The organism is Delftia sp. PE138 (assembly GCF_018320755.1).
Classification (GTDB): domain Bacteria; phylum Pseudomonadota; class Gammaproteobacteria; order Burkholderiales; family Burkholderiaceae_C; genus Comamonas; species Comamonas tsuruhatensis.
On the sequence record NZ_JABEPN010000004.1, the window covers coordinates 73,209 to 92,675 of the forward strand.

At 67.3% G+C, this 19,467-nt stretch carries 17 protein-coding genes; 9 read left to right on the plus strand and 8 right to left on the minus strand.

The genetic code is table 11. The annotated features are described in order from the left end of the window. The first annotated feature begins 10 nt into the window (after positions 1-10). The 6 genes from rsfS (at position 11) to HFGMBDPB_RS15295 (ending at position 6,936) form a co-directional block, all read left to right on the plus strand. Positions 11-778, plus strand: coding sequence for a ribosome silencing factor (gene rsfS / locus HFGMBDPB_RS15270; RefSeq protein WP_212645682.1), 768 nt, complete (start codon positions 11-13; stop codon positions 776-778). A gap of 21 nt (positions 779-799) precedes the next feature. Beyond that, positions 800-1,267, plus strand: a complete 468-nt coding sequence (gene rlmH / locus HFGMBDPB_RS15275) for a 23S rRNA (pseudouridine(1915)-N(3))-methyltransferase RlmH (RefSeq protein WP_012205361.1) — start codon at positions 800-802, stop codon at positions 1,265-1,267. Positions 1,268-1,371: 104 nt separating this feature from the next. Then, on the plus strand, positions 1,372-1,986 hold the full coding sequence (locus tag HFGMBDPB_RS15280) for a Maf family protein (RefSeq protein WP_047218151.1): 615 nt from the start codon (positions 1,372-1,374) through the stop codon (positions 1,984-1,986). 136 nt (positions 1,987-2,122) lie between these two features. Further along, positions 2,123-3,610 (plus strand): ribonuclease G, encoded by a 1,488-nt coding sequence (gene rng, locus HFGMBDPB_RS15285; RefSeq protein WP_016453532.1) that lies wholly within the window; start codon positions 2,123-2,125, stop codon positions 3,608-3,610. Positions 3,611-3,789: 179 nt separating this feature from the next. After that, entirely contained in the window at positions 3,790-5,691 is a 1,902-nt protein-coding gene (locus HFGMBDPB_RS15290; protein ID WP_212645683.1) for a LodA/GoxA family CTQ-dependent oxidase, read from the plus strand. A 9-nt stretch (positions 5,692-5,700) separates the two neighbouring features. Next, the gene (locus tag HFGMBDPB_RS15295; RefSeq protein ID WP_249343451.1) at positions 5,701-6,936 is read left to right on the plus strand and encodes an NAD(P)/FAD-dependent oxidoreductase; all 1,236 of its coding nucleotides are present in this window, start codon (positions 5,701-5,703) and stop codon (positions 6,934-6,936) included. On the opposite strand, the gene HFGMBDPB_RS15300 is transcribed toward HFGMBDPB_RS15295, so the two are convergent. From HFGMBDPB_RS15300 to lptF, 8 genes are all read right to left on the minus strand, one after another. Further along, a complete protein-coding gene (locus HFGMBDPB_RS15300; RefSeq protein WP_016445876.1) occupies positions 6,872-7,864 on the minus strand; it encodes a Bug family tripartite tricarboxylate transporter substrate binding protein in 993 nt (330 codons plus the stop codon). The genes HFGMBDPB_RS15295 and HFGMBDPB_RS15300 overlap by 65 nt on opposite strands. 420 nt (positions 7,865-8,284) lie before the next feature. Next, on the minus strand, positions 8,285-10,504 hold the full coding sequence (gene fauA / locus HFGMBDPB_RS15305; protein ID WP_249343452.1) for a TonB-dependent alcaligin siderophore receptor FauA: 2,220 nt from the start codon (positions 10,502-10,504) through the stop codon (positions 8,285-8,287). Between the two features lie 77 nt (positions 10,505-10,581). Further along, positions 10,582-11,544, minus strand: a complete 963-nt coding sequence (locus HFGMBDPB_RS15310; protein ID WP_212645685.1) for a helix-turn-helix transcriptional regulator — start codon at positions 11,542-11,544, stop codon at positions 10,582-10,584. Between the two features lie 83 nt (positions 11,545-11,627). Next, entirely contained in the window at positions 11,628-12,794 is a 1,167-nt protein-coding gene (locus HFGMBDPB_RS15315) for a pyridoxal phosphate-dependent aminotransferase (protein ID WP_212645686.1), read from the minus strand. 58 nt (positions 12,795-12,852) lie between these two features. Further along, positions 12,853-13,794 carry a CysB family HTH-type transcriptional regulator gene (locus HFGMBDPB_RS15320; RefSeq protein WP_212645687.1) on the minus strand — a complete coding sequence of 314 codons (942 nt, stop codon included), beginning with the start codon at positions 13,792-13,794 and terminating at the stop codon, positions 12,853-12,855. Positions 13,795-13,858: 64 nt separating this feature from the next. Further along, a complete protein-coding gene (locus HFGMBDPB_RS15325; protein ID WP_016445881.1) occupies positions 13,859-14,272 on the minus strand; it encodes a sirohydrochlorin chelatase in 414 nt (137 codons plus the stop codon). A gap of 10 nt (positions 14,273-14,282) precedes the next feature. Beyond that, positions 14,283-15,392, minus strand: a complete 1,110-nt coding sequence (gene lptG, locus HFGMBDPB_RS15330) for an LPS export ABC transporter permease LptG (RefSeq protein WP_017407657.1) — start codon at positions 15,390-15,392, stop codon at positions 14,283-14,285. Then, complete coding sequence (gene lptF / locus HFGMBDPB_RS15335; protein ID WP_016445883.1) at positions 15,392-16,519, minus strand: LPS export ABC transporter permease LptF; 1,128 nt, start codon at positions 16,517-16,519, stop codon at positions 15,392-15,394. The genes lptG and lptF overlap by 1 nt, the downstream gene beginning before the upstream one ends. Before the next feature lie 23 nt (positions 16,520-16,542). Between lptF and HFGMBDPB_RS15340 the strand changes: the two genes are divergently transcribed. From HFGMBDPB_RS15340 to HFGMBDPB_RS15350, 3 genes are read left to right on the plus strand one after another with little or no spacing between them, the layout of a single operon-like run. Then, entirely contained in the window at positions 16,543-18,132 is a 1,590-nt protein-coding gene (locus HFGMBDPB_RS15340; protein ID WP_212645688.1) for a leucyl aminopeptidase, read from the plus strand. 45 nt (positions 18,133-18,177) lie between these two features. Beyond that, positions 18,178-18,609 carry a DNA polymerase III subunit chi gene (locus tag HFGMBDPB_RS15345; protein ID WP_016445885.1) on the plus strand — a complete coding sequence of 144 codons (432 nt, stop codon included), beginning with the start codon at positions 18,178-18,180 and terminating at the stop codon, positions 18,607-18,609. Positions 18,610-18,612: 3 nt separating this feature from the next. Next, positions 18,613-19,437 (plus strand): hypothetical protein, encoded by an 825-nt coding sequence (locus HFGMBDPB_RS15350; protein WP_212645689.1) that lies wholly within the window; start codon positions 18,613-18,615, stop codon positions 19,435-19,437. Positions 19,438-19,467: the final 30 nt, after the last annotated feature.

The window sequence follows — 19,467 nt, forward strand, 5'->3', positions numbered from 1 at the left end:
TCACCGCCTGATGACCACTTCCACCAAATCGGATTCCGCAGCCAAGCGCGACGTGACCAAGCTGCAACGCGCCATTGTTGACGGCCTCGAAAACGTCAAGGCCCAAGACATCCAGGTCTTCAATACCGAAAAGCTCTCGCCGCTGTTCGAGCGCGTGATCGTGGCTGCGGGCACCTCCAACCGCCAGACCAAGGCGCTGGCCTCCAGCGTGCGCGACGCCGTCAAGCAGGCCGGGTTCCCCGTGCCGCGCCAGGAAGGCGAAGAAAACGGCGAGTGGATCATCGTGGACTGCGGCCAGGCCGTGGTCCATGTCATGCAGCCGGCCATCCGCCAGTACTACCGCCTGGAAGAGATCTGGGGCGAGACGCCTGTGCGCCTGAAGCTGGGCGCTCCCAAGCCCACGCGCTCGGCTGCCACCGACAAGGCGGAAGAAAAGGCCAAGAAGGCTGCAACCAAGAAGGCGGCGGCAACCGCTGCCAAGCCTGCAGCCAAGAAGGCCGCTTCTGGCGCAGCCTCCGCCGCCGCCAAGAAGCCCGCTGCCAAGAAGGCGGCCCCTGCCAAGGCCGCTGCACCCCGTTCCGCAGCGGCAAAGCCGGCCGCCGCAAAGTCGGCTGCTGTGAAGTCGGCCTCAGCCAAGTCGCCGGCCGGCAAGACGGCGGCGCCCAAGGCCATCAAGACCGTGGTGGTCAACCGCGCCCCCGCCAAGGCCAAGGCTGGCGCCGCTGCCAAGCCTGCCGCCAAGCCGGCAGCCAAGCGCGCTCCCCGCGCCAAGGCCTGAGCGGTTCAGGGCTGACGCTGCATGAAGCTGTTGATCGTGGCCGTGGGCCAGCATGTGCCCGACTGGGCGCAGACAGCCTACGACGACTACGCCAAGCGTTTTCCTCCGGAACTCAAGGTGGAGCTCAAGGCCGTCAAGACGGAGCCACGCGGCTCCAAGACGGTCGAGACCCTGTACGCGGCCGAGCGCAAGCGCATCGAGGCCGCCATTCCGCGCGGCACGCGCATCGTGGTGCTCGATGAGCGCGGCACCAATCTGACGACCAAGGCCCTGGCCCAGCGCCTGCAGGGCTGGCAGCTGGAGGGCGATGACGTGGCTCTCATCATCGGAGGCCCGGACGGTCTGGACCCCGCCTTCAGGCAGGCCGCACACGAGCGCATACGCCTGTCGGACCTGACCCTGCCGCATGCCATGGTGCGGGTGCTCCTTATCGAGCAGCTGTACCGTGCCTGGTCGGTCAACGCCGGCCATCCCTACCACCGGGAATAGCGGCAGCGGCGGTGTCATGCGGATCGGAAGATCTCGTGATACTATGATTTTGATAGCCTTCGGCGCTTTGATACAAAGGGCTGAAGGCATTTCTCATTTTCATCATGCCGCCCTTCATCTACCTAGCCTCCCAAAGCCCCCGCCGCCGCCAACTGCTGGAGCAGCTGGGCGTGGCCCATGAGCTTTTGCTGCCCAATGCGGATGGCGACATCGCCGAAGATGCCGAGGCCATGGAAGCCGAGCTGGCCGGCGAGGCAGCGCGCGACTACGTGCAGCGCGTGACCGCACTCAAGCTCGACGCTGCCGTGGCCCGCCACGCGCGCCGTGCGCTGGCTGCCGCTCCCGTGCTCTGCTCGGACACCACGGTGGCGCTCGACGGCCGCATTCTGGGCAAGCCCGCCGATGCCGACGATGCACGCCGCATGCTGACGGGGCTTGCCGGCCGAGAGCATGAGGTGCTGACGGCCGTGGCCATACAGCATGGCGCGCGGCGCCTGGCTGCGCTGTCGGTCTCCCGGGTTCGCTTTGCGGCCATGAGCGCTCAGCAGATCGATGCCTACGTGGCCTCGGGCGAGCCCATGGGCAAGGCCGGTGCCTATGGCATACAGGGCCGTGCGGCGGCCCATGTGCAGTGGCTGCAAGGCAGCTACTCGGGCATCATGGGCCTGCCGCTGTTCGAGACGGCGGCGCTGTTGCGCGAGCTGGGCTGGGCGCTGTAGGCCAGCTCCCCGACCTGGGCCCCGAGGGGCGTGCAGGCAGGCGCGCACGGCCGACGGCAGCGCGCGGCACGGCAAGATGTCTGCCGGGCCGCTCCGGCCGAGAAATACAAACGACAAAGCACACCACAGGCACAGCATGCAGCAAGACATTCTGATCAATTGGTCGCCACAGGAAACGCGCGTGGCCATCATCGAGAACGGCGCCGTCCAGGAACTGCACATGGAGCGCCCGCTGGAGCGCGGCCTGGTCGGCAACGTGTACCTGGGCAAGGTCTCGCGTGTGCTGCCGGGCATGCAGTCGGCCTTCATCGACATCGGCCTGGAGCGCGCGGCCTTCCTGCACGTGGCCGATGTCTGGCAGCGGCAGGAAGGGGGCGAGGCCCCGATGTTCGCGCGCAAGGACATGCCTGTCGTGCCCATCGAAAAGCAGGTTTTCGAGGGCCAGACCATCATGGTGCAGGTCATCAAGGATCCGATCGGCACCAAGGGCGCGCGCCTGTCCACGCAGATCAGCATTGCGGGACGCCTGCTGGTGCTGCTGCCGCAGGACGACCACATCGGCATCTCGCAGAAAATCCCGCAGGGCGAGCGCGATGCCCTGCGCGCCCGGCTGCAGGGCCTGGTCGGCACCAAGGAGACCGGCGGCGGCGGCGGCTTCATCCTGCGCACCAATGGCGAGGACTCCAGCGATGCCGAGCTGGCCGACGACATCCGCTACCTGCGCAAGACCTGGAGCCGCATCAAGGAGGCCTCGGTGCGCCTGCCGCCCATGTCGCTGCTGCACCAGGACCTGAACCTCCTGCAGCGCGTGCTGCGCGATCTGGTGGGCGAAGGCACGCAGAGCATCCGCATCGACTCCAAGGAGCAGTTCGCCCTGCTCATGACCTTCGGGCAGGAGTACATGCCGGCGGCCGTGCCCAAGCTGCAGCATTACCGCGGCGAGCGGCCCATCTTCGATCTGTTCGCCATCGACGAGGAAATCGCCCGCGCGCTGGGCCGGCGGGTGGACCTCAAGTCGGGCGGCTACCTGATCGTGGACCAGACCGAGGCGCTGACCACGGTGGACGTCAATACCGGCGGCTACGTGGGCGCGCGCAACTTCGACGACACCATCTTCAAGACCAACCTGGAAGCCGCCCACCAGATCGCGCGCCAGCTGCGCCTGCGCAACCTGGGCGGCATCATCATCGTGGATTTCATCGACATGGTGCGCGACGACCACCAGGCCGAGGTGCTGTCCGAATTCAAGCGCCAGCTCGGGCGCGACCGGGTCAAGACCATGGCAGGTGGCTTCTCGCAGCTGGGCCTGGTGGAGATGACGCGCAAGCGCACGCGCGAATCGCTGGCCCACATGCTGTGCGAATCCTGCCCTGTCTGCCAGGGCAAGGGCCATGTGAAGACCGTGCGCAGCGTCTGCTACGAGGTGCTGCGAGAAATCCTGCGCGAGGCGCGCCAGTTCAACCCGCGCGAGTTCCGCATCGTGGCCTCGCCCAAGGTGGTCGAGATGTTCTTGGACGAGGAAAGCCAGCACCTGGCCGGCCTGTCCGACTTCATCAAGAAACCCATCTCGCTGCAGGCCGAGACCGCCATGGCACAGGAGCAGTACGACATCGTGCTGCTGTGAACCGGTATTTATCTTGCCAATTCATTATCAATAGCGATTCGGCATCTTTCGCGCCAATGGGTTCATATGAATCGATTTGCGCGTTGCTATGGATTGTCGATTCCCGATAATTAACTTTGTCTCGGCATTTTTGATACCGTTTGTTGCAATCAGTGCCTCAGCAACTGAAAGGGCGACAAATGGGAATCGACTCCACCATTGTGCGTGCTGCCATACACCCGGGAATTGGTGTGGCGCGTATTGGCAATAGCCCGGATGAGTACTATGTCGGCCCCGAGCTGATGCATGTGCCGCCCATGGCGCCGGGCAGCCTGCGTGATGCGCAGGGCGCGCTCAAGCGCCAGGCTGCGCGCTTTCGCATCTACGGCTACAACGCCGCAGGCGAAGTGGTGCGTGAACTCACGGCCGACCAGGACGAAATCGAATGGGAAGTCGAACTGGCCAATACCAAAGCCGCCTGGTATCAATTCCAATTGGCGCTGGACGTGCCTGAAGCCGCAACGGCCGATCCCACGATTTTGCGCAATGCCAAGGTGAAGGACCGGAAAAGCCTGGCCATTCGACCGGGAGGCCGCCGAATTGCCAAAGGCTCGGCCCCGGTGGCATTCGATAGCGGCAGTTTCTGCGGCAAGCCGGTTTATCTGGGCGAATTGCGCATTGAAAAGACGGGCCAGCTTCTCGTGCTGGGAGGCCGTGGCGTCTCTGCCTCCGTGGATGGCTCCAAGGCCACCACGTTTGCGAACAACGAGGGCTGGCATGACGATGTGGCCGACGGCCCGGTGCGCGCGAAGGTCGTCGTGGACGGCGTTTCCGTGCCGGTGGATGCGGCATGGGTCACGGTTGCGCCGCCCAACTACGGCCCGCAGATGAAGTCGGTGCGCACCATGAAGGACCTGATGGAGGATGTTTTCATCCGCTCGGGCATGGCTGCGTTTCCGCTGCAGGTCTCCTTCAGCCGGCACATCCTGCCCATACTCCAGCGCCAGAGCAGCCTGCAGTGGGCGAACAAGGGCTTTGCCGCCCAGTTCGGCTGGGGTGCCGCCGCCAGTGCGGATGACGAGGCGTGGATCGCCAGGCTCAACAGCCCGGGCACGACCTGGGCCGAGCTGCGCCAGCAGGTGGCCAATGCCTTCCGGCGCTTTGACCGGGACGGCGCATCCCCCCAGCCCTGGCCCTGGCTGTATGGCGACGCCATGGCCGTGCCGCCGGCCGACACGCCGCGCCAGCATGCGGCGCTGACGGCCACGCAGCTGAGGATGCTGGACCTGTGGGCCGCAGGCCACTTTCTCTCCGACTGGACGCCCGGCCAGAAGTACCCGGCCCAGCTGTCCGATGTGCCGCTGCAGGAGCAGCCCACCATGCTCGACCATGCCGCCATGGACGACTGCCTGGCCGATGCCTTTCACCCGGGTTGCGAGATCACCTGGCCCATGCGCCACGCCAGCATGTACCGGGCGCCATTTCGCATCCGCGAGGCGGCCGAGAACCCGCCCGAGCTGCAGCTCTACGGCTCCCGGCTCACTCCCGCCGTGGCGCTGTCCGAGAGCGGGCCGCTGTATGCACAGGTGGCCGGCGACCTCACGCGCTGGATGGCCGTTCCCTGGCAGACCGACACCGCCAGCTGCCGCAGCGGCTACTACGCCGGCTACGGCCCGCGCTACGACCCCTACCTGCCCACGTTCTGGCCGGCCCGCGTGCCCAACCAGGTGCTGACGCAGGAGGCCTATGAAAAGGTCATTGATACCGAGCTGCCGCGCGAGCAGCGTGTCGCCGCCTTCAACCGGCGCGAGTCGTGGTTCCGCACCCTGGGCGAGGGAGGCTATGAGAGCGAGATCAACCGCATGATCAGCCACTTCGGTGACATGGGCGTCATCGAGAATCGGCCGGGCCCGCGTGGCGACAAGGACTTCCCGCCGTTGATGCAGGTGGAAAACCGCATCGCCCCGGCGCCGTCGCACATGCTCAAGACTGCCGTGCAACCGGCCGGGCAGGAAGCGCCTCCCCGCATCGAGCCCTTCGACGCAGACAACGAAGAGCAGCTGCGCGCCCTGACGCAGCGCGGCCCGGTGCTGCCGCGCTGAATGGCGGCCATGTCTATGTCTGCGCATGCCATGGCCACCGCGCCGCTGCCGGATGAACTGGATGTGCTCGTCGTGGGCGCGGGACCGGCGGGCGCGGCCGTTGCCGCACAGCTGGCAGGGCATTGCCGCGTGGCGCTGGTAGGACGCGCCGTGCAGGCTGGGCGGGCCATTGGCGAAACCCTGCCCGCTGCGGCCCGGGTGATTCTGTCCGACCTGGGCGTGTGGGATGCGTTCGCGGCACAGGGCCACCGTCCTGCCTGGTCGCGGCGGTCACTGTGGGGAAGCTCCGAGGTCATCTTTCAGGACGCACTGTTCGACCCGCATGGCGCGGGCTGGCACCTGGACCGCAAGCGCTTCGACGCCATGCTGCTGGAGGCTGCGCGCAGCCGTGGCGTGCCCTGCCTGGTGCCCGCCACGCTGCGCAGCCTGCAGCGCCAGCCACCGGGCGCGCCCATGCGCTGGCGCTGCCTGATCGATAGGGCGCAGGGCGACCCGGCGCACGGCCCGTTGGAGCTGTCCTGCCGCATCGTGGTCGATGCCACGGGCCGCGCGGCCCGGTTGGCCCGGCAGGCGGGTGCCGAGGTCCGCCGCGACGGCCGCCTGGTCTGTTTTCACGCCTGGGTGGAGCCGCCATCGCATGAGCATGCAGGCACCACCATGATCGAGTCGGATGCCGAAGGCTGGTGGTACAGCGCCGATCTGCCTGATGGCAGTTGCGTGATTGCCTGGCAGACCGATATCGACCTGCCCGAAGCCCGCCGCCTGCGCAGCACGGCGGATCTGCTGGACATGGCCGATCGCACGGCCCTGGTGGGCGCGCGCAGCGTGGGCAGCCAGGTGCTGGAGCCGTTGCGGGTGGCCGCCGCCCACGAGCAATGGCTGGATGCAGCCAGCGGGCCGGATTGGCTGGCCGTGGGCGATGCCTGCCTGTCCTTCGATCCGCTGGCATCGCAGGGTCTGCTCAACAGCCTGGTCACCGGCAGCGAGGCCGCCCTGGCCGTGCGCCGCAGCCTGGCGGGCGACGCCGGTGCGTTGCCTGCCTGGGATGCGTGGATCCGGTCGATACGCGCCGCGTACCGCAGCCATCACGAGCACTACTATGCGCTGGAGCCGCGCTGGGCGAACGAGACGTTCTGGGCCCGCCGCCAGCGGGCGCCGGAGGCGGGGAACGGAGCCGGCGTTATTGCCGCTCCAGCTTCGCCGTCTGAACGATGGCATTCCAGCGCTGGTACTCGGCCCGCGTGAATTCGCGGAAGGCCTTGGAGTCCAGCAGGCGCACTTCGCCGCCCAGCGCCGTCACCTTGGACTTGAAGTCGGCATGGCCCGCCACCTTGAGCGTGGCATCCTCCAGCCGCTTGACGATGGCTGCCGGCGTGCCTTTGGGCGCCAGCACGCCGTTCCAGGTGCCGGTCACGAAGGCGGGGTAGCCGCTTTCCTTCATGGTCGGCACATCGGGCAGGGCGGGCAGGCGCTGCTCCGAGGTCACGGCCAGGGCCTTGAGCTTGCCCGACTGCACGAAGGGCAGGGCGGGCGTGACGTTCTCGAAGATGAAATCGATCTGGCCGCCCAGCAGGTCGGTCAGGGCCGGCGCGCTGCCCTTGTAGGGCACATGCACCATGTCCAGCTGGGTGGCGCTCTTGAACAGCTCGCCCGACAGGTGGACCGTGGAGCCGCTGCCCGGCGAGCCATAGCTCATGCCGGTCTTTTGCGCGGCGGCGCGTGCCACCAGGTCCTTCACCGTCCTGGCGGGCGTGCGCGCCTCGTTGACCACCAGCACGTTGGGGATGGTGGTGACCAGGGCCACGTATTCGAAATCGCCCAGGTTCTTCTCGCTCAGGTTCTTGTACAGGCTCTGGTTGATGGCCTGGGTGCCGGCCGTGCCGAACAGCAGGGTATAGCCATCATTGGCCGCCGAAGCCACGCGGCTGGCGCCGATGGAGCCGTTGGCGCCGGAGATGTTTTCCACGATCACGGGCTGGCCCAGCGACTCGGACAGGCCCTGTGCCACCATGCGCGCCAGCACATCGGTATTGCCGCCAGGAGCGAAGGGCACGACCAGCTTGACCGGCCGGGTGGGATAGGCATCCGCCCAGGCCTGGGGCAGGGGCAGCAGCGTGGCGCCAAGCAGCGCGGCCGCGCGCAGGAATTGCTTGCGTGAAAGGGTACGGGGCATGGGGGATGTCTCCTTGTCGATGTTCTGGTGGCGCAGCGGCTGGGGCCAGCGGCGGATTTTTCAGGCGGGCCAATGCTGGATGGTGGCTGTCTTGACGTCAATCAATGTTTTGGCAGGACGTCATGCGGCGGGCGAATGACCTGTCCGGCCTTGCTCGGCAAATGAGAAGGATTGCGTTGACATGCGCCCGTCATTGCGCCTGCCATCACGGCGCAAGGCTCCGGGACTCGCCTGTGGCATGGACCGCACCGCTGCTGAATCCGCCTCCGGCGCTGCCGTGAAACTGCCCGCGAACATGCGGCTTTGCGGCGCCTGCGTGGACGTGCACGATGCGCCCCATGGCATGGGCCGGCGCCCGTTACGGCGCCGGGGTGGGGCGGGCATTGCCGATGTCCATGCCGACGCCAATGCCGATGCAGCTCAGAAATCCGCCTTCAGGCTCACCGTCAGATTGCGCGGCTCGCCCCACCAGCCCTGGTTGTAGAAGCCGATCTGGCTGTAGTACTGGCGGTCCAGCAGGTTGTTGAGCTGCACGCTGGCCGACCAGGTGGGGTCGAGGCGGTAGTGGGCCGAGAGGTTGACCACCAGGTAGCTGCCCTGGCCTACCTGCACGCTCTGGCGCAGCGGGTTGGTCACGTTCTGCCAGATGCGGCTTTGCCAGCGCAGGTTGCCGCCCAGGCTCAGGCCTTGCAGCGCACCCTCGAAGCTGCGCATGGCCGTGAGCTTGACCAGGCTGCGCGGGTGCGTTGTGTTGAAGGCGGCGCCGCTGGCGCTGCGCGCCGTGTAGTGCGTGTAGCTGGCGCCCAGGCGCCAGCCCCGGGCCGGCTCGCCGCTGAGTTCCAGATCGATGCCGCGCACCTGCGCGCCCTTGACGCCGCGATAGGCCTTCTGGTCTGTGGTGCCGTCGATGAATTCGCCCGTGTCCTGCGCCAGGTTGTCCTGGCGGGTCTGGAACAGCGCGGCAGAACCCTGCAGCCGGTCCTGCAGCCAGGAGCCCTTGAGACCCAACTCGAAGGCCTGGCCGGTGACGGGGTCCAGGATGCTGCCTTGCTTGTCGCGGTAGTTCTGGGGTGTGAAGATTTCCGTGTAGCTCAGGTAGGCCGTGTGCCGGGCATCGATGTCCCACAGCAGGCCGGCGTAGGGCGTGATTTCGTTGCTGTAGCGGTAGTCGCGCAGGCTGCCGAAGTAGTTCTGGCGCGTGGACCAGCGGCTCAGGCGGGCGCCGGCCACGGCCGTCCAGCCATCGGCCAGCGAGAAACGCCCCACGGCATAGCCGCCGCTTTGGCGCATGCGGCTGTCGTCGCCGCCGTTGGAGACGTCGGACCAGCCCGGCTCGGCCAGGCTGCCGTTGCGCCAGTCGAGGAAGTTGTCCGTGGCGGGCGGCGTGCCCAGCGGTGCGTAGCGGCGGATGTCGATGTCGTCGCGCACATGGTTCCAGCCCACGGCAATCTCGTGCTGGCGCCCGAACAGCGCGACCGGGCCGCTGGCCGTGAGGTGCAGGCTGTCGCGCGAGCGGTCGCCCCGGTATTTGATGAAGGAGTTGGCCATGCCCAGGCCGGTGCTGGCGTCCGGCGCGCCGCCCCGGTAGACGTAGCGCATGTCGTAGTTGCCGTCGTTGCGGCTGTAGGCGGCGCGCAGCAGCCAGCGGTTGTCCAGCCGGTGCGTCAGGTCCAGCGTGGCCGTGGTGTTCTCCGTGCCGAAATGCGACCAGCGCGTGTTGTTGGACACCGAGCGGTCGAAGGCCGTGCGGCTGCCGTCCGCATGGAACAGCGGAAAGCCGGCGCCCATGCCGGGGCTGGTGTTCTTCTGGTATTCGAGGCTGGTCACGAGCCGGGTGGCGGGCGTCAGGGCCGCGCTCACCACGGCGTACAGGCCCTGCCTGCGCTGGCCGAAGTGGCTGACGTAGCTGTCGCTGTCCGATTGCACGGCCACGACGCGGCCATGCACGCGGCCTTCGCGGTCCAGCGGTAGGGACAGATCGGCCTCGGCGCGGCGCAGGTTCCAGCGGCCCAGCGTCAGCGAGGCATGGCCGCCCGCCGTCTCGTGCGGCTGCTTGCGCACGAAGTTCACCGTGGCCGACGGATCGCCCGAGCCATTGAGCAGGCCCGTGGCGCCGCGCACGATTTCCACGCGGTCGTAGAAGGCGGTGTCCATGTCGGTGGCGCCGAAGTTCCACAGGCTGTTGATGGGCGAGGCCAGCCCGTCGAACTGGAAGTTGCTGATGCCGAAGCCGCGCGAGGAAAACTGGTAGCGGTTGCTGTCGCTGCGGCTGACCGACAGGCCGGGCGCGGAGGCCTCCAGCGTCTGCGAGACCGTGAGCTGGCCGGCATCGTCCATGAGCTGGCGCGTGATCACGCTGACCGACTGCGGTGTCTCGCGCGCCGACAGTTGCAGGCCCGTGGCCGTTCCCGTGGAACCGCTGGTGTAGCGGGCCGTGCCTTCGGTGGTGCCCGCATCGGCGGCGGCGCGCACGGTGACGGTGCCCAGTTCGGTGTCGCCTTTCCTGGCAGCGGGCCTGTCCTCGTCGGCGGCCCAGACTGCTGACGCAGGGGCGGCACACAGGGCACAGATCAGCAGGGACAGCGGGGTCCGCGCGCCTTGGGGTTGTCGCGGGGCGGGGTTTTGAATGCGAATGCTCATCATTTCCATGGTCCTGGGCGTGAGCCCGGATTGTGGGAAATGTGCGCCGCCGCCGCCTGTTCCCGGCGACGCCAGTCCTATGGCTTGTGACGCAGGCTGCCTTGGCTGGGCGCGTGGCCGAAGCGCTGGCGAAAGGCCGTGGCGAAATTGCTGGCGTGCTGAAAGCCCACGCAGTCGGCTGCTTCCTGCACGCTCCAGCCCTGTGCCAGCCGCTCGCGCGCCAGCTGCATTCGGCGCTCGCGCAGCCAGCCGAACACGGTCTGGCCGTAGGCGGCCTGGAATTTCTCGCGCAGCGTGGTCGGGCTCATGCAGGCCAGGCGCGCCAGGTCGTCCAGGCTGTACGCCTGGCCCGGCGCTGCATCCATGCACTCGCGCACGCGCTCCAGGCCGCGCCTGTCCCGGGGATGGATGCGCGGCAAGGGCGCAGGCCGCGGCTGCGCATGTGCCTGCAGCGCGCAGGCCAGCACCTGCAGCGCAATGCCTTCGCGGTGCAGCCGGGCCAGGCTGCCGCTCCAGACGCCATCGAGCAGCTGGCGCAGCGAGACGGCCAGGTGCTCGGGCAGCGACCAGGCATGCAGCGGCGGGCCGGACTGCCGCAGGGCATGGTGCAGCAGCTCGGCCAGTTCGGCATCGGCGCAGGCCTCGGGTGCCTCGATGGACAGGTTGAAGCCGCGCACCGTCTGGCCCGCCACATGGGTGGCCTTGAGAATCTCGGTGTCGCCGCACGAGAATGCCGCCGCCGCATGGCGCGTCACGCTCAGTGCACGGCGGGCGCCCGGCAACTGCAGCTCGGCCTGGCCGTCGAGCAGGACCACGGCGGTGAAGCGCCGCGGGTGCTCGGATGTCGATTCATAGCCGTGGTCGATGCGGATGTCGGAGCTGACCAGTTGCAGGCCCGAGGGCAGCTGGTGCTCCTGCACCTGCCCCTCGAAGATGCAATCGTTTTCGGAGACGGCAGAGAGAAAGCGCACGCTGAAACCGTGGCGCTGGCGCATGGCGTCGAGCTGCGCCGTGGTGTAGCGCTGGGAGGAGGAGGGCATGGGTGAGCGGAACAAAAGGCCCGCAGCTGGATTCGAGAATGCTTCTCATTATCCGGGGCTGCAGGCCCGCTCGCCCACAAACCTCAGAGTTTGCGCAGCCGATCCAGTGCCGCGCGCAGCGTGCTGTCCTGCTTGGCAAAGCAAAATCGCACCACGCGCTGGTCGAAGCCGTCGCCATAGAAGGCCGACAGCGGGATGGCCGCCACGCCATGCTCCCGGACCAGCCACTGGCAGAACGCGGCTTCGTCCAGGTCCGACACGGCCGAGATGTCGGCGCAGACGAAATAGGTCCCCGCCGTGGGCAGAAGGCGCAGGCGCGAGCCTTCCAGGCCCTGGCGGAAAAGATCGCGCTTGGCCTGGTAGAAGGCGGGCAGCTGAAGATAGGGCGCGGGGTCGGCCATGTAGCTGGCCAGGCCCGCCTGCATGGGCGTGTTGACGGTGAAGACGTTGAACTGGTGGACCTTGCGGAACTCGGCCGTGAGTGCGGCCGGCGCGGCGACGGTGCCCACCTTCCAGCCCGTGACATGGTAGGTCTTGCCGAAGCTGGAGACGATGAAGGCGCGCGCCGCCAGGCCGGCAAAGCGCGCGGCGCTCTGGTGCTGGCGGCCGTCGTAGACCATGTGCTCGTAGACCTCGTCGCTGATCAGCAGCACGTCGGTGGGCGCCAGCAGCTCCTGCAGCTGCAGCATCTCGGTATCGCTCCAGATGGTGGCGCTGGGGTTGTGCGGGCTGTTGATGATCAGCAGCCGGGTGCGCGGCGTGATGGCGGCGGCAATTTTGGCGAAGTCGGGCTTGAAGCTGCCCGGCGTCAACGGTACGCGCACGGGCACGCCGCCGGCCAGCTCGATGTTGGGCACGTAGCTGTCGTAGCAGGGGTCGAGCACGATGACCTCGTCGCCAGCATGCACGGTGGCCAGGATGGCGGTGAGGATGGCCTGCGTGGCGCCGGCCGTGACCGTGATCTCGGTGCCCGCATCGTAGCTGCGGCCGTACAGCGCCTGCATCTTGTCGGCCATGGCCTGGCGCAGCTGGGGCAGGCCGGGCATGGGCGGGTACTGGTTGTGGCCGGCCTGCATGGCGGCCGTGACGGCATCGACCAGCCTGGGGTCGCAGCCGAAATCGGGAAAGCCCTGGCCCAGGTTCACCGCCTGGTGCTCGGCGGCCAGGGCCGACATGGTGGTGAAGATGGTCGTGCCCACATGGGGCAGGCGGCTGGGGAAGGCGGGCGTGCGGGGCGTGGCAGAAGTCATGGCGGAAACAGCGGACAGCGGGAGCGGACCCGCACTGCAGGTCCGGTGGGGCGGAGGATCAGAGTTCGTAGTCGTGCACGTGGCCGTTCATGGCGCGCATGATGAGATCGCGCGTCAGGCGGTCGCTGAGCAGTTCGGCGAATCGGTAGACGAAATTGCGCAGGTAGGCGCCGCGCTTGATGGCCACGCGTGCCACGCTCTGGCCGAACAGGTGGCCCATGGGGCGCACGACCAGGTCATTGACCGGGTCCTCGCGCATGGCCATTTCGGCCACGATGCCGATGCCCAGGCCCAGGCGCACATAGGTCTTGATCACGTCGGAGTCAATGGCCTCCAGCACGATGCGCGGACGCAGGCGGCGCGTGGCAAAGGCCTGGTCGATCTTGCCGCGACCCGTGAACGAAGGGTGGTAGGTGATCAGCGATTCGTGGGCGATGTCGTCCAGCGTGATGCGCTCTTTCTGCGCCAGCGGGTGGCCTGTGGGCATGACCAGCACGTGCTGCCATTCGTAGCAGGGCAGGGTGACGAGATCGGGGTAGTCGGCCAGGGATTCGGTGGCCATGCCGATGTCGGCCACCTCGTCGATGACCATGCGCGCCACCTCTGCCGGAGTGGCCTGGTGCAGGCTGATCGTGACCTTGGGATACAGGTCGCGCAGCCGTGCCACGGCAGGCGGAAGCACGTAACGGGCCTGTGTGTGGGTGGTGGCAATCGACAGCGTGCCGCTGTCCTGGGCGCTGTACTGCTCGCCGATGCGCTTGAGATTTCCGATCTCGCGCATGATGAGCTCGATGCTCTTGAGCACCTCTAGGCCGGGTTCGGTGATGCGCTTGAGGCGCTTGCCGTGGCGCGCAAAGATGTCGATGCCCAGCTCTTCCTCCAGCTCGATGATGGCCTTGGAGACGCCGGGCTGCGAGGTATGCAGGGCCTTGGCCGCCTCGGTGAGGTTGAGGTTGCGGCGCGCCGCTTCTTGGACGAATCGGAATTGGTGCAGGTTCATGGCGGTGACAGCAGGGTGCTGCGCGCCATTATGCTGCATTTATATAAAGAAGCGATTCGTTATTTCAGCTTCCCGGTGCGCCACGGGGCTCCGTGGCCACCAGTGCCAGTTCTGCCAGCAGGGCTGTGACACGCGGATGCTCGCCCACGGCCGGCTGCAGGTCCACGGCCACCTGCGGATGGGTATCGCTTATCTCCTGCACCAGCTTCGGGATGTCCTCGCGCGCATGCTTGCCCGTGCCAAGGAACAGGGGCAGCACGGTGATGTGCGTGGCGCCGGCCTCGACCAGCCCGCGCGCGGCAGTGGGCAGGTCGGGCGCGCAGGCCTCCAGGTAGGCGCAGGCGGCCAGGGATTGGGGATGCGTCTGCTGAACGGCCTTCAGCACGGCCTCGATGGGTTGGCGCCACAAGGCGTCGCGCGAGCCGTGTGCCAGCAGGATCAGTCCGGTCCTGCCGGCAGATGTTGTCTCGTTTTGCATGGCAACGGTCCTAGCGGCGCAGCACCAGCCAGGTGAAGGCCGTCAATGAAAGAAGGCTGTAGAGCAGGCCCGGCGCCGCAGCGGTCAGCCAGGGCGACCAGGTCTGCAGCGTGCCGATGTAGCCGAACACGTTGTTCAGCAGGAAGAAGCTGATGCCGGCCATGACGCCGCCGAACACATAGGCCGCGATGCCGCCCGAGCGGAAATGCAGGTAGGCGAAAGGCAGGGCCAGCACCACCATCACCAGGCAGCTCATCGGGTAGAAGACCTTGCGCCAGAACTCGATCTCGTACTTCTGCGCAGCCTGGCCGTTGGCTTCCAGGTGGCGCACATACTGGAACAGCGAGATGGTGGACATGCGATCGGGCTTGAGCAAAGCGGCCGAGACCATCTCGGCGCTGATGCCCGTCTTCCAGTTCATGCTGTCTTCTTTCTCGCGCTGCAGCACCATGCCGCCGTCGGGCTTGGCCGTCAGGCGGCTGGCCTGCACGCCCTGGAGCATCCAGGATTCTCCGTCTTCGCTCACCTGCGCCGATTCCGCATGGATCTGGGCAGAGATGCGGCCCTGGCCGTCAAAGTCGAAGATGCGCACATTCGAGAAATCGCCCGGCCCGCGAATGGCACGCACGTTGATGGCAATGGAATGATCGCCCTGGCGCTCCTTGAGCCAGGCACCCGTGGCCCCGCGTGACAGCTGGGCCAGGTGGATGGCGCGTATGTTCTGGCCCGCGTTCTCGGCCGCAGGTGCCAGGTAGTCGCCGGTGCCGAAGGTGACCAGCACAAAGCCCAGGCCCAGCACCATCAGCGTGCGCAGCGCCAGCCAGGGGCCCATGCCGCTGGTGCGCATGATGGTGAATTCCGAGCTCTGGGCAAAGCGCGCCATCACGTAGATGGTGCCGATCAGCACGGTGATGGGCATCAGCTCGTACAGGTGGCTGGGAATGCGCAGCACCACGAAAAGCAGCGCGTGCGTGATCTTGTAGCCGTTGTCGCCGCCGCGCCCGACCCATCGCAGCTCATCGACCAGATCGAAGAAGAAGAACAGCGCCAGGAAGGCCAGCGTCACATAGCCGACGGCCGCGATGATGTCGCGGTACAGCAGGTTTCTCAGAACTCTCATCATGGCACCGCCTTCGCGTCGTCCAGGGCAGTCGGCTTGCAGGGCCTGCGCCACAGATCGCGCGGCGACCAGCGCCTGTGCCGCACCAGCAGCACCAGCAGCGCCAGCAGCAACGTGCCGCCGTGCAGCAGGGCCGTCATGGCGGGCATGCTCAGCTTGCCCGAGGCCACCCAGTTCTCGCCCAGCGTCATGAGGTTGTAGTACACGATGAAGGCGAACAGCGCGAGCATGAGGCTGCCGCTGCCACCGGCACGCGGGTTCACGCTGGCCACGGCCAGGCCCAGGATCACGAAGTTCAGCGCCGCCAGAGGCAGGCCTATGCGCCAGCCCAGTTCGGCGCGGTAGATGGGTTCGGTGCGCGGCAGCAGCTCATGCGTGTACGTGCTGCGCGCGGCCATTTCCTCGGCGGCGGCCAGATTGTTGCCGCTGCCGAGCTGCGTGCCGTATTCCTTGAACTCGCTGATCTTCACCGAGCCGTCGCTGGTCTGCGTCTCCATGCGCTGGCCGTCGGTCAGCACGGCCATGCGTTCGCCCTTGACCACTTCCAGCCGCGCCCCGCGCGCCGAGGTCACGGACTCGCGCCCGCGCTCATTGGCCACGATGAACACATTGTTGGCAGCGGTGGCGCTGGGCACGTCCTTGTCGATGAAGAACACGCGCGAGCCGCCGGCAGACTCCTGGAACTCACCGGGAGCGATGCGGTCGATGTCGCTGCGCTGCTCGAACTGGGTCTTGATCTGCTCGATCTGCTGATTGGCCCAGGGCAGGATGCCCAGGCCCAGCACGGCGATCACGGCCAGCACCGGCCAGGCAAAGCGCAGCAGCGGGCGCAGCAGGCTGGCCAGTCCCTGGCCTGCGGCGAACCAGATCACCATCTCGCTGTCGCGGTACATGCGCGACAGCGAGCCGACCACGGCCACGAAAAGTCCCAGGCCCAGGATGGTGGGCAACTGGCCAAGCACCGTATATCCCATGACCAGCAGAACGTCGGAAGGGCTGACATTGCCCTTGTAAGCCTGACCCAGCGTGCGGATCAGCATCATGGTCATGACGACCGTGATCAGCACCACGACCGTGGCACCGAAGCTGCGGGCCAGCTCTTTGCGTATGGATGAATCGAATAACATTGGCTGAAAGGAAAACGCCGATTATGAACTTTGAACTGAAGCCGTTGACGACTGCCGCTGCAGTACGTGAAAAGTGTGACCTGTTGTTGGTGCTGGTGACCGAAGCCACGGCCACGGGCAGCGACGCGCTGTCCACCCTGGTCGCTCACGCGGTCAAGGCCGGAGATTTCGAAACGGCAGCCGGCAAGCAGTTGGCACTGTACGGCCTGCCGGCCGTGACCGCCCGCCGCGTCGTGCTGCTGGGCGCGGGCAGCGGCTCGGCCCGCGACGTGCGCCAGGCGGTGGCAGGCGCAGGCTTGGCCCTCAAGGCAAGCGGCGTTGGCAAGGCCGTGCTGTGCTTCGGCTTCGAGGCCACGGGTGGCGCTGTTGCAGCGGCGGTGGTGGCAGCGGCCGATGCCTGCTACAGCTATACCCACACCAAGCCCCAGGCCAAGCCTGTGGCGCTCAAGAAGCTGGTGATCGCGGCGACGGGCGCCAGTGCCGCGTCCGGCAAGTCCGGCGACAAGAGCGGGGACAAGGGCGGCATCGCCGCCGCTTTCAAGATCGCCGTGGCCCAGGCCGAAGGCATGGCCCTGGCGCGCGAATGGGCCAATCGCCCGGCCAACCACGCCACTCCCACGCTGCTGGCCGACGCAGCCCGTGCCCTGGCCAAGCTGCCCGGCATCAGCTGCAAGATCCACGGCCCCGCCGAAGTCGCCAAGCTCGGCATGGGCGCCTTCATGGCCGTGGCCCAGGGGTCGGAGCAGCCGCTGCGCTTCATCGAGCTGCACTACAACGGCGGCGCCAAGGGCGCCGCGCCCGTGGTGCTGGTGGGCAAGGGCATTACCTTTGATACCGGCGGCATCTCGCTCAAGCCTGCCGCCGAAATGGACGAGATGAAGTTCGACATGGGCGGTGCCGCCAGCGTGCTGGGCGTGTTCCAGGCGCTGGCCCAGCTGCAGCCGGCCATCAACGTGGTCGGGCTCATTCCGGCCTCCGAGAACATGCCCGGAGGCGCAGCCGTCAAGCCGGGCGACGTGGTCACCAGCATGAGTGGCCAGACCATAGAAATCCTCAACACCGATGCCGAAGGCCGCCTCGTGCTCTGCGATGCGCTGACCTACGCCGCCCGCTTCAAGCCCCGCGCCATGGTGGACATCGCCACGCTGACCGGCGCCTGCGTCATCGCCCTGGGCGGGCTGCGCAGCGGCATGTTTTCGCCCAGCGACGAGCTGGCCCGTGCGCTGGAGCAGGCGGGCGATGCCGCGCTCGACCCGTGCTGGCGCATGCCGCTGGACGAGGAGTATGGCGAAGGCCTCAAGAGCAATTTCGCCGACATGGGCAATGTGGCAGGCCGCGCAGGTGGCGCAGTCACGGCGGCCAAGTTCCTGCAGCGCTTCGTGGGAGACATTCCCTGGGCTCATCTGGACATCGCCGGCACGGCCTGGAAGAGCGGCGCCGCCAAGGGCGGCACGGGCCGCCCCGTGGGCCTGCTGCTGCACTACCTGCTGGCCAGCGTCGATGCCGGCAAGGCGCCATCCAGGGCCGGCGCGCCCAAGTCGGTTGCGGCGCCCAAGGCCGGCTCTGCCAGCCGCCGCAAGGCAGCCGCTGCAGTCCAGCCGGAGCAGGCCTGATGGCATCGTCCCCATCCGCACGGGCCTGCGTGAAAGGAGCGTCGCTTGACTGAAGTGGCGTTCCATTTCAACGCGCCCGACAAGCTGGCCTATGTGTGCCGTCTTGCGCGCAAGGCACTGCGGCATCGCACGCAACTGGTGGTGCTGGGATCTTCCGCGTCGCTCAAGGCCTTGTCGCCCAGGCTCTGGAGTGTCTCGCCCACCGATTTTCTTGCCCACGCCGTCGAAGGCGATGGGGCCGGCATTGTGGCCTTCTCGCCCATCGTGCTGCTGGAGCGGCTGGACAGCGCGCCGCACCACGACATGCTGGTGAATCTGGGTGGCGATGTGCCAGAAGGATTCGAGCGCTTTGCGCGTGTCGTTGAAGTGGTGTCTGCCACCGATGAGGAAGACCGGCATCTGGCCCGGCAGCGCTGGAAGCATTACGTGGCGCAGGGGATTTCCATCAAGCGCCATGACCTGGTCCTCAAGGAGTAAGCCATGAGTGCTCCCTCCAAAACCCCGCCACGCTTTGTTCCCACGCTCACCGATGTCGTGCCGGTCGATGCGGCGCAGTCGCCGGTGGCAGAACCGCCCGCTGTCGCTGCTTCCGAACTGCCGCACAGCGGCGAGACCGATTCCTGGGCGAGCGAAGGCATGCTTGCGCCACGCCGCGGCCTGGTTTCCATGCCCGCGTCCCTGCCGCCGCTGCCCCTGGATCTGCAACCCCAGCGGTCCATGGTCGCCGAGCCTGCGCCGCCTGGACAGGGCCCGCGGCCTGCAGTGCAGCCAGTGCATTCCGACTATCTGCCGCCCAGTGCGCCGTCCGTGGAAATGCAGCTGGCCCAGGAGAGCCGTCTGCTCGAAGTGGCCGAAGTTGCCGAACCGGCCGATGTGCCAGAGGTGGCCCCGGCCGCACCGATCGAGGACGACATTCCTGCCGCGCCGGTGGTGCAGGCCGACGCTGCCACGCAAGGGGTCGAGCCGGATCCGGCATCTGCGGCATCTGCGGCACCTGGAGCACCTGGGGCATCACCCGCCTGTGTATTGCCCACCATGGAGTCCATCTGGGACAGCCACGCGCAGCAGGTCACCGAGGAGTATCTGGTCCATCGCCTCATGCAGCGCGTGGACCTGGTGCTGGACCAGCGCCTGCGCGATGCCATCGCCACGGTGGTGCAGCAGCAGACGCGATCCATCGTCGTGCGCCTGCGCGAAGAGGTGGAGTCGGTGGTGCGCCAAGCCGTCTACGAGGCCGTGGCCGACGAACTGGCCCACCGGGCGAGTGCCGCACGCGGCGATGCTGTACAGGGCGGGGGGCGTTGATCCGTGATCGGGTAGGCGGGTGAAGGGTGA